Below are 9,812 nucleotides of genomic sequence, written 5' to 3'. Positions count from 1 at the left end.
CGCCTGGAACCCGCAGGCCGGTACCGTTACGCCGCGCGAGCGAGAGGCGACCTCGCTCTACCTGCTGCCGGGATCCGAGTTCCACGTGGTAGACGCCCTGGTCACGAATTTTCACGTACCGAAATCCACGCTCATGATGTTGGTATCCGCCTTCTCTTCGCGCGAAAACGTCATGGCGGCATACGAACACGCCATCGCCGAGCGCTATCGCTTGCTTTCATTCGGCGACGCTATGTTCATCCAATAACAAGTACGAGTTCGACGGACCGCGCGCTCCAGCGACGCGGTCCGTCCTCCATTGGCGGTTCGGGCGCCGCACGCCAGTCTGCAAACGTCGCCCAGTCCGATCAAACGCAAAAAAATGGCCCCGCATCTTGCGGGGCCATTTCAGCATTCTATAAGTTAGTCTGCTTATGCCTTCGTCACGTTGCTGGCCTGGAGCTTGCCGTTCTGACCGGTCGTGACGTCGAACTGCACTGCAGCACCTTCGTCAAGGGTCTTGAAGCCGTCCATCTTGATCTCAGAGAAATGCACGAAGAGGTCTTCGCCATCATTCTGGGAGATGAAGCCATAGCCTTTTTCGGGGTTGAACCACTTAACAGTACCTTCCGCCATTTTAAATCCTCTTTCCTCTTCCCGATCCCTCGAGAAGGTAACACTGTGTGCTGCATGGCCGCAACACTCGCCCTCACCTCGAGGGCACGTGTCTACTATACGCTATGGAACAGTGAAAAGGTCTGGGAATCTTCTTTTAGCGCCTTTTTTACCGTTTCGTTGATCAAACGAGCGACTCGCATAGCTTCAAAGCCTCCGCATACGATTCGCGATAATCAGAAACTTCCTTTTCAAGCTCCGCAAGCACAGTCTTCTCCATGCATGCGAGCCGCGCTTCGTCCAGATTCGCGAACGGACTCGAAGCAAGGCATTCGCACAGCATCGTTTCAGCGTTCTGCAGGGGGCCTACGCGAAAACCGCGCAAGGACGCTGCATGCAGAACGGCCCGACGCGCCTCGTCGACGCCCTCTTCCACGGCCTCCGCTTGAACCAAAGCGCTTCGAGCTTCAGCCAGCCGATCGTCTGCTTGCCCCAGCAAAGACTTGCATGTCTGGAAACTCTCAGCCTGCCGTACGACGCTTTCCGCCTGCTTGGCGCGCACGAGCAAACGTCCCTTTTCCTCCATAGCGGGCAATGCGTCCACCAACTCCTGCAAGCGGGAAAACGCCTCGTCCGTTTGAGCTTCGCATGCAGCGCAGTGTTGCGAATCGCCTGCCATGTTAGGCACCGATCTCCTGGTACACGCCGGCAAGCTGCTCGCCAAGGCACTTGCCTTCGACAAGGCATCGACCATGGCTGTTGCCCTGCACGTTGATGGGATAGTCGTACGCGTACATGTCGCCGGAGCAGTTGCCGATGGCGTACAAACCCTCGACGGGCTGATTCTCGGCGTTCAGAACCTCGAAGCTATCGGAAACGTGGATGCCGCCGACAACGGCCAGCAAACCGGGGGCCACCATGCATGCCGTAAAGGGGCCTTCTTCGATAGGATAGAGGAAGTGGCTCTCCTTGTAGAAGTCCGTGTCCTCCCCTTCCTTGCAGCGCTTGTTGTAACGATCGACGGAAGCCAGGAACTCGTCCTTGTCGACTTCCATCATTTCGGCCAGCTCTTCAAGCGTGTTCGCACGCTTGAAGTATGCGGGCGTCTTCTCAAGCCCGGACTCGACGCCCTTCGCATGGGAGTCGACGGCTGCCTGGTAGTCCGTGCCGTAAGCGCGGAAACTATCCCAGAACATTCCTCCGCCATACTGAAGGCTGTCCAGCAGGTCGGTTTGCCAATTCGCGTCGAACACCGACCAAGCATGATCGGAGCCGCCGTTCACCATCACGCCCACACACTTGCCTTGAACCCAGGTTGCTTCGTTCATGAAGCGCTTTCCTTCCGGATTCACGAACAGGAACGGGCCATGGAACGTAGCGGCTGCCTGCGGATGCATCATCGTGGGCCAGGGGCCGTCCTGAAAAGAACCGCCGGCCCAGGCGGCCATGTTGTGACCGTCGCCCACATTGCCCTGGTCCGAGCAGAGACGCGTCATGACCTTTTTGGCAATCGGGGCGAACTCATCGAGGTACTCGTCGTTGTAGCTTACGTCGCCGGTAGCCAGCACGACGCCCTTGCTGGCATTGTACTGCACGTAATCGCCGTCTTTGTTCTGGCAAACCGCGCCCGTCACCTTGCCGGAATCGTCCTGGACCAGTTGCACGGCAGGCATTTCGTATACGAACTGGGCTCCGTGCTTCACAGCCTCGGATTCAAACAAGTATTCGACGAAATCGGCCATGGTGTGCTGCTCGAAAATCTGGCCACCGGCAATCATATGGTAGCAGTCGATCTCAGGATGAACGACGCTGCGCGATCCCACGGTGACCATGCACTTCGCTCCATTGCTCTCTGCAAGATCGAGGAACCAGTTCATGCAGCGCTCGGACTCGCGGAACCACTTTGCAACAAGAGACTCGCGGCAACGGTTACCGCAGGTGGAAACCCAGCGCTCCATTTCGATCGCTTTGTCGAAGCTGATATTCAGTTTGTCAAGCTCTCGCGAAGCGATAGCGCCGGTGCCGCCCACGCCATGACCGTTGAGCATTGCGTCCTTCTCAACCAGAACGACTTTCGCCCCGTTCTCAGCAGCGCTGAGGGCGCAGCACGTCCCCGAATAACCGCCACCGATAATAAGGACTTCGGTATCCACGGTTTCCTTGATCTTGTCTGCAGAAATAGGTTCGGGCTTGATCTCCCACGTGTGTTTTCCCCCTTCGCCCGTTTCGGACACAGATCCGCCCTCGGCAGAACCCGCCGCCTGCGGGCTGCAGCCCATCACGCCCAGCGCCGCGACGCCAGCAGCGCTCAAAGCAGCGCCTTTCAGCAAGTTTCGACGCGAGATGCCTTTCGTCTCTCCCATAATGTTCCCTCCTGATTCGATTCTCATTCCTTTGCGTTTCACGAGCAGCATTGCCGCGAAACGCATCGAATCTTAAGGCGGGATCGCGGGTGCACGCATCCCATACTTTATGGTGTTTTCCACTGCGATCTGGCTATACGTAAATACCCCCCAAACTATGGGGGGGGGGTGGAGTCGAGGTCGACTTTTGTCGCTTGACCGACAGGGCCGGAGTACTGCCTTGCCTCCAGCCAACCTCGGCTCAAAAGCAAAGGCTAGTCGAACAGATCGATAAGCTCTTGACGAGAATGCACCCCGGCTTTTCGGTAGATGCTCTTCATGTGATCGCGAGTCGTATTCTCGGAAATATAGAGCTTTCGAGAGATGCCGGGAACGTTGTTACCGCGAAGAACAAGCGAGACAACCTCCCGCTCGCGTTTGCTGAACGGCTCGGAAAGCCCAAGCGCTTCGATGCGAGCATCGAGCAGCAGCCCGATGTCCGAAGAGTCGGGCGCCTCTTTCTGCGTCGAGGCAGAAGGCTCGGGTTCAGGATCCAAAGAAACCGCAGACGTCAAAGGTTCGCTGGCGCCCACAACCGCCATGTCAAACGGGATCGACTCCCCTTGCAAGGCGGTGGAACTTCGCCGGCTGCGCCTGAAGGAGATGAGGAACAGCACCAGGGACAAAGCGTACACGCAGACGAACAGAACGTTAACGCCTAAGGCGAAATCGTATGCGATGATAGGATTGAGCCGGGTTCCCAGGATATCCCCAACGAACATGGACGCAAGCGTTGGCCCCACGCACAGGGCGTACACGTGAACCGCCGGGACGTTTCGCTCGCTTGCATACACCGCGCACGTAACGATAAGAAGCAAGTTCAAAACCTCAAAACCAAACAACAGCATGCCAACCACTACGGGAGCGTACTGCACGCCAAGAAGCGACGGCAACATAAACGCGCCGGTCACCAGGGGGAAGAGAACCTGGTACACGCGCATAGCCTCGAATCCCCGATCGGAGACCAGCTCTATCAGAAGCACGACCGCAGCTGCAAGAGCAAGCCCCGCAATGCCGGCATTCGACGACGCATCCGCCGGAACCGAGAAAAGCGCGGATACGAGCCTCCAGACAAGCCCGATCGCGCAGGTGCAGAACACAGGCTTCCAAAGATCGCGCGCCGTCGATGCCGCAAGAGCGCGGGTCATGCGAGGAGGCGGATCAGGCAGTCGTATTTCCGCAAGGCTCGCCCTCAACGACACCGCCGCCAGCACGGGAAACACCGCCACCGCGCATGCAATTTGAGCTACATCGGGAAGCACGCGCATAATAGCCGACAATCCTACCGACAACACGGCGGACAGAGGAATATAGATAGCCGTGCGAGACGCGCCCTCAGAGGCGAAAAACTGCTGCCACAATGCATAGAAAAAGCCTGCCGAGCATCCGACGAGCATGCCCGACACCCATGAGAAACCAGATAAAGAAACGCCGAAAGAGAACTCGAGATGAAATACGAGAGCGCCTAAGCCCAATCCCAAACCCGCCGCGACGCCGCACAAGGGAGGAAACGGCATACGGAAGCGCTCGATAAGCATCGCGACGAGAACCGCGGCTATCACGCAAACCTGCTGACATACACGATACGCGCCATAGTCACCGATCGCGCCCACAGGTATCGACAAGCCACCGAACATAACAGCCCAAACAAAGGCGAAGCCTATATGGTACCAGCGAAGCGATCGCATGAGCGTTTTCGCCTTGTTTATGGACAAGAAGCCCTCCCGAAATCTATCCCCTTTTTCACGATATCATAAACCACTATGCCGTGACGACTGCCGATCAAGTCGAAAAAACCAGCTTGTTCAAACCGAAACAGGGTCCCGACGAGGCAAGTCGCCAAGAACCCCACCGCTCGAACGCCGCGGCAAAAGCACGTTCCAAGCCAACGCACATGGGTCGAATTATTCCCGCTGCCCGTTCGCCTTCTCGACAAGCGGATCCGCCAGCTCGGCAGGACCCTCGAACCCCATGGTGGCCAAAGACGGCTCCGCAGCCTGCGCCAACTCGGCATCGACCTCGTCCATGAGCAACGCCAGATCCTCGGGGCTGGCTGGCAGCTCGAAGCCGTATTCGGCGGCTATGGCGCGCGCCTGCCCCTCGCGCACGGCGGCAAGCTCGAACTCGCCGGCTTCGCGCAGATAGCCCGAAGCCAGAAGCAAGCTGCGGGCGATGTACTCGGTGACCCGCGGGTCGACTCCCGATATCTGCATCACCGACGCAATAGACTCGGGAGCGAGCGAGAGCAAAGCCGCCCCGTCCATATCGGTGGCTTGGCCTACGGCATCCTCCAACATATCAGCAGCTCGCTTGGGGTCGTGCTCGTCTTTCGCCTTCGTCCAGCTGCGACGGACGATCTCTGCGAACTGCAGGATAATGCGCATCAGATAGTCTTGCTCAAGCATGGCGGCATCCTTTCAAAGCGAAGGGGCAGCGCACCCGACAGGTCGCGTCAGCGGCCCCGTCGGTTGCAAACCGGCTTCGCGCTCTAATCCGCATCCGTCAAGCAGTCGGAGCGGGCACTCCAATATGATGATACGCTCGCTCCGTAGCCTGACGGCCTTTCGGCGTGCGGATCATAAGGCCTTGCTGCATAAGAAACGGCTCGTACACGTCTTCAAGCGTATCGGGGTCTTCCGACAACGCCGAGGCCAGCGTGGTGAGTCCCACAGGACGACCTCCGAACTGCACCGCGAGTAACTCCAGAATACGGTTGTCCACCGCATCCAAGCCCAGGGCATCCACCTCGAAAAAGCTCAAAGCCTGCGCAGCGACGTCCTCGTCGATCATGCCGTCGCCGCGAACCTGCGCCCAATCGCGTACGCGCTTGAGCAGGCGGTTCGCCAAACGTGGGGTCCCTCGGCTGCGACGAGCGATTTCCAGCGCACCGTCTTGCGCGATGTCGACCCCCAAAATAGACGCGGAACGCTGCACGATGGAACCCAGTTCTGCGGGCGTGTAATACTGAAGCCGGAACACGATGCCGAAACGGTCCCGCAAAGGACCGGTCAGCAGCCCGGTACGCGTGGTAGCGCCCACCAGCGTGAATCGAGGAAGATCCAGGCGAATCGAACGCGCAGCGGGACCCTTCCCCACCACGATGTCGAGCGCGAAGTCCTCTAAAGCAGGGTACAGAACTTCTTCGACCATGCGGTTCAGGCGGTGTATCTCGTCGATGAACAGGACGTCGCCCTCTTCGAGGTTCGTCAGTATGGCCGCCAGATCGCCCGTACGTTCGATGGCGGGACCGCTCGTCGTCTTGATATTCGCGCCCAACTCGTTGGCGACCACCGTCGCCAACGTCGTTTTCCCTAAGCCCGGAGGCCCCGAGAACAGGATGTGGTCGACCACGTCGCCGCGAGCCTGCGCCGCTTCGATCAAAATGGCAAGAGATTCTTTGACCTTCGTTTGCCCCAGGTAATCACCCAAGCGCTTCGGCCTCAGGCTGCGATCGAGCGCCAGATCGTCTTCCGTCAGATCAGGCGCAACCGTGCGCGACGCACCGTGCGCGGTCGCGTCTTCGGCCGAGAACACCAGGCCCTCTATTTCGATGTCTTCGCGTGTCATGCCGTCCATTCCGCCTTGCACCGGTAGTCGCGCGCTTCTTTACGCGCCCAAACGCTTCAATGCGTATTGTAACAGCCTGCCCTCGTCGGCACCTTCGGGCGATCCCTTCAACGCAAGATCAGCTTCCGCCGCCGTAAAGCCCATGGACAGAAGCGCCTCGTGCGCGCCCTTCAGGCTCTCGGCCTGAACCGGCGCAGCCTCGTTTTCGTCGAAAAGCCCCGCCAATCCCTGATCGAGAGATCCCTTGAGTTCGAGGATGATGCGGGAAGCCGTCTTCTTCCCCACGCCGGGAATCCGCTGAACCGCCGCTACGTCCTGTGCCGAAATGGCGGAAACCAACCCGGACGGCGTGAACGACGAAAGAGCCGCCAAGGCGACCTTCGGTCCCACGCCGCTCACGCTGATCAAGCGCTCGAACAGCGCCTTCTCCTCAAGGGAGAGGAATCCGAACAGCGAAAGCCCGTCGTCGCGAACCTGCAGGTACGTATGCACCTCAACCGCAGACCCCGCTTCCGGCAGCTTCGACAAGCTTGCCTGGGACATTCCCACGGCGTATCCAACGCCGCTCACCTCGATATACGCCGTCGTCGTAGTCTTTCCGGCAAGCGTGCCCTTCAAAAATGCGATCATGCCGTCTCCTTTCCGGAAGATGGCACGGAAAACCGTGCCGGGGCAACATCCGCTGCACGCGTCGGGCAGCTTTCGCGATCCTGCCGAAGCGAAGCGATGCGACCCGCCGCCTGCGCGGATCGCGCGCGATCCGCAAAACCCTCATGAGTGGTAAAGCAGATCGCAGCAGCCAGCGCATCGGCTGCGTGGTCGGGACGAGGAACGGCCTCAAGCGCCAAAAGCTGACGCACCATGTACTGCACCTGGTCTTTGTCAGCAGAGCCCGTTCCCACGACGGCAAGCTTTATCTGGCTGGGAGAAAACTCCCCCACCTGAAGATCTCGCTCGGCGCATGCAACCAATGCAGCCCCGCGCGCCTGACCCGTGGCGAACGCGCTTTGGGTGTTCGAGCCGAACCATACCGTTTCCACGCCTGCGCACGTTGGCTCGAAACGGGCGATAACCGCGCCCATCTGGCGATGTATCTTCATGAGGCGATGCGCCAGCGGCATATCCTTCGAAGTGGAGATGCAGCCGTACGCGACGCAGGAAAGACGCGCCCCGCACTGAGACACGATTCCCCAGCCGGTGTTGGCCAAACCGGGATCGATACCGAGAATCGTTCGCTGCACCTGCGTCATTTGACCCTTTCCCACCACGCTTGCGCAGCTACGCGGCCGCAAGCACATCGTTATATAGTACAAACGTATGTTCGTTCCTATCCTATCACAAAACGAAACGAACCGAGGGAAAATATCAAGCTTGACTCGACAAAGCGCACAACCCGTCGAACGTCGTCGCATCCAAGACGCAGCAGCGTTTCCGCGCGGTCGAACCTCGACCTGGAAAACAAAAAAGCCGCCGCAGATGCTCTGATCGCGGCGGCTTTGATCGTATGCTGCGTGCGCTATTCGTCGAGCGCGGCGGCAATCTCTTCGGTGATGTCCATAGCATGGTAGACGTTCTGAAGATCCTCGAGCTCTTCCAGCTTGTCCACCAAGCGCATGACCTTCTTCGCGTCGGACACGCTCACCGCCGCAGGCGTGGTGGGCTCCATGGTCAGCTCGGCGCCCTTCGTGACGACGCCAGCCTCTTCCAAAGCCTTCTTCACGGCCATGAGATCGGTCGGACCCGTGTAGACGATCCACTCGTCCTCGGCATCCTCGTAGTCGTCACCGCCGGCCTCGGCCACGGCCAACATGAACTCTTCCTCGTCGGCTGCAGCGCCGTTGGGCCTCACGGGATTCTTCTTATCGCCGGTCTCGACCTCTTTCGCCACCATGATCTGGCCCTTGCGCTCGAACATGAACGCCACCGAGCCCGAGGTGCCCAGGTTGCCGCCGGAATGGCTGAACGCCGCGCGCACATCGGCAGCCGTACGGTTGCGGTTGTCGGTCAGCGCTTCGCAGTAGACGGCCACGCCACACGGGCCGTAGCCCTCGTAGACGACCGTCTCGTAGTTGGCGGAATCTTTGCCCGAACCGAAGGCCTTGTCGATAGCGACCTTGATCTTGTCCTTCGGCAAAGAGTAGCCTTTGGCCTTTTCAATGGCGGCAGCAAGCGACGCGTTGTTGTCGGGGTTCGGGTCGCCACCCTCCTTGGCCGCCACCGTGATGTTGCGCGACAGCTTGGAGAACAAGGCCGAGCGCTTAGCGTCCTGCGCAGCCTTGCGATGCTTTGTAGTTGCCCATTTAGAATGCCCTGACATATGCGTCCCTTCCGATGTTGCAATACCAGCCGCTTATTCTAGCACACACGCCTTATCCCCTGTTCGCATTTGCAGGGTTTTCAAAAACACGGTTGAAAATATCGATCGGTATCAAGATGGCCACAGCACGCCTACGATACCGAACGCATGCCCGCAGACGCTAGCCGAGTCCATACAATCGTTAAAGACGAGGGTTTTCGACGACCCCCGGCAACATCAACGGAAGGAGCACCGCCGTGAAGGGAAACCAAGAACTCATCCAAGCGTTGAATGACTTGCTCGCCGGAGAGCTGACCGCAGTCAACCAGTACATGGTCCATGCCGAAATGTGCGAGGACTGGGGCTACGAAAAGCTGCACGCACGTTTCGAGAAACGAGCCATCGCGGAAATGAAGCATGCGGAAATGCTCATCGGACGCATCCTGTTCCTTGAAGGGACGCCCATCGTGTCCAACCTCAACGAGATCAAGATCGGCGCAACCGTCCCCCAGCAAATCGACAACGACCATGCAGCGGAAATCGACACGGTGCGGGACTACAACGAAGCCATCGTGCTTGCCGGGCAGGTGCTCGACTACGCCACGCGCGACATGCTGATGTCCATTCTGCAGGACGAAGACAGCCACGTTGACGAACTTGAAGACCTTCAAGACCAGATAGAGCAGATGTCCTTGCAGATCTTCCTTTCCACGCAAAACTAGAGCCGCGGGCAAACCGCCAAGCAGTGCGAGCAGCCGCCCATCCCTCGCGGGGTCGGCGGCTGCTCGCGCGAGCGCAGCGTTCCCGCCTTGCTGCATGGGGTTCGAGCGCCCCGCAATCCGAGCCGCGCTGGCTTCCCAGCAACCACTCCACCGGCCTAAAGTGACGTACGCATGGTTTTTGTTGACAACGGCAAACGCCGAACGCAGTATGAAACCATTGTGCCAAAACTG

Annotated in this window: 11 protein-coding genes; 2 read left to right on the top strand and 9 right to left on the bottom strand. The window is 59.0% G+C overall.

Going from position 1 to position 9,812, the window contains the following annotated elements; genetic code table 11:
• The coding region (locus ACMNI9_RS07655; protein WP_418831458.1) for an S-adenosylmethionine:tRNA ribosyltransferase-isomerase at positions 1-247 on the top strand (247 nt) is incomplete at its 5' end.
• A 164-nt stretch (positions 248-411) separates the two neighbouring features.
• On the opposite strand, the gene ACMNI9_RS07650 is transcribed toward ACMNI9_RS07655, so the two are convergent.
• From ACMNI9_RS07650 to ACMNI9_RS07610, 9 genes are all read right to left on the bottom strand, one after another.
• Positions 412-615: a cold-shock protein gene (locus ACMNI9_RS07650; protein ID WP_102375198.1), complete on the bottom strand. Its 204-nt coding sequence runs from the start codon at positions 613-615 to the stop codon at positions 412-414.
• A 163-nt stretch (positions 616-778) separates the two neighbouring features.
• Complete coding sequence (locus ACMNI9_RS07645) at positions 779-1,282, bottom strand: hypothetical protein (RefSeq protein WP_418831456.1); 504 nt, start codon at positions 1,280-1,282, stop codon at positions 779-781.
• Positions 1,275-2,957: an FAD-dependent oxidoreductase gene (locus tag ACMNI9_RS07640; RefSeq protein ID WP_418831454.1), complete on the bottom strand. Its 1,683-nt coding sequence runs from the start codon at positions 2,955-2,957 to the stop codon at positions 1,275-1,277. The genes ACMNI9_RS07645 and ACMNI9_RS07640 overlap by 8 nt, the downstream gene beginning before the upstream one ends.
• 254 nt (positions 2,958-3,211) lie before the next feature.
• On the bottom strand, positions 3,212-4,711 hold the full coding sequence (locus tag ACMNI9_RS07635; protein WP_418831452.1) for a helix-turn-helix transcriptional regulator: 1,500 nt from the start codon (positions 4,709-4,711) through the stop codon (positions 3,212-3,214).
• 189 nt (positions 4,712-4,900) lie between these two features.
• Complete coding sequence (locus ACMNI9_RS07630; protein ID WP_216528914.1) at positions 4,901-5,401, bottom strand: hypothetical protein; 501 nt, start codon at positions 5,399-5,401, stop codon at positions 4,901-4,903.
• A gap of 97 nt (positions 5,402-5,498) precedes the next feature.
• Positions 5,499-6,563: a Holliday junction branch migration DNA helicase RuvB gene (gene ruvB, locus ACMNI9_RS07625; protein WP_418831450.1), complete on the bottom strand. Its 1,065-nt coding sequence runs from the start codon at positions 6,561-6,563 to the stop codon at positions 5,499-5,501.
• Between the two features lie 39 nt (positions 6,564-6,602).
• Positions 6,603-7,193 carry a Holliday junction branch migration protein RuvA gene (gene ruvA / locus ACMNI9_RS07620; protein WP_216528916.1) on the bottom strand — a complete coding sequence of 197 codons (591 nt, stop codon included), beginning with the start codon at positions 7,191-7,193 and terminating at the stop codon, positions 6,603-6,605.
• The gene (ruvC, locus tag ACMNI9_RS07615) at positions 7,190-7,813 is read right to left on the bottom strand and encodes a crossover junction endodeoxyribonuclease RuvC (protein WP_225748792.1); all 624 of its coding nucleotides are present in this window, start codon (positions 7,811-7,813) and stop codon (positions 7,190-7,192) included. Before ruvC ends, ruvA begins: the two co-directional genes overlap by 4 nt.
• Positions 7,814-8,079: 266 nt before the next feature.
• Positions 8,080-8,880 (bottom strand): YebC/PmpR family DNA-binding transcriptional regulator, encoded by an 801-nt coding sequence (locus ACMNI9_RS07610; protein WP_114567778.1) that lies wholly within the window; start codon positions 8,878-8,880, stop codon positions 8,080-8,082.
• 236 nt (positions 8,881-9,116) lie between these two features.
• Here ACMNI9_RS07610 and bfr point away from each other — a divergent pair, with 236 nt between their 5' ends.
• Complete coding sequence (gene bfr, locus ACMNI9_RS07605; RefSeq protein ID WP_114567779.1) at positions 9,117-9,581, top strand: bacterioferritin; 465 nt, start codon at positions 9,117-9,119, stop codon at positions 9,579-9,581.
• The last annotated feature ends 231 nt before the right edge of the window (positions 9,582-9,812 follow it).

The organism is Paraeggerthella sp., assembly GCF_048427265.1.
GTDB classification, from domain to species: Bacteria; Actinomycetota; Coriobacteriia; order Coriobacteriales; family Eggerthellaceae; genus Paraeggerthella; species Paraeggerthella hominis.
Note: the sequence above shows the minus strand (reverse complement) of the source record. Positions and strands in the feature narration are given on the sequence as shown.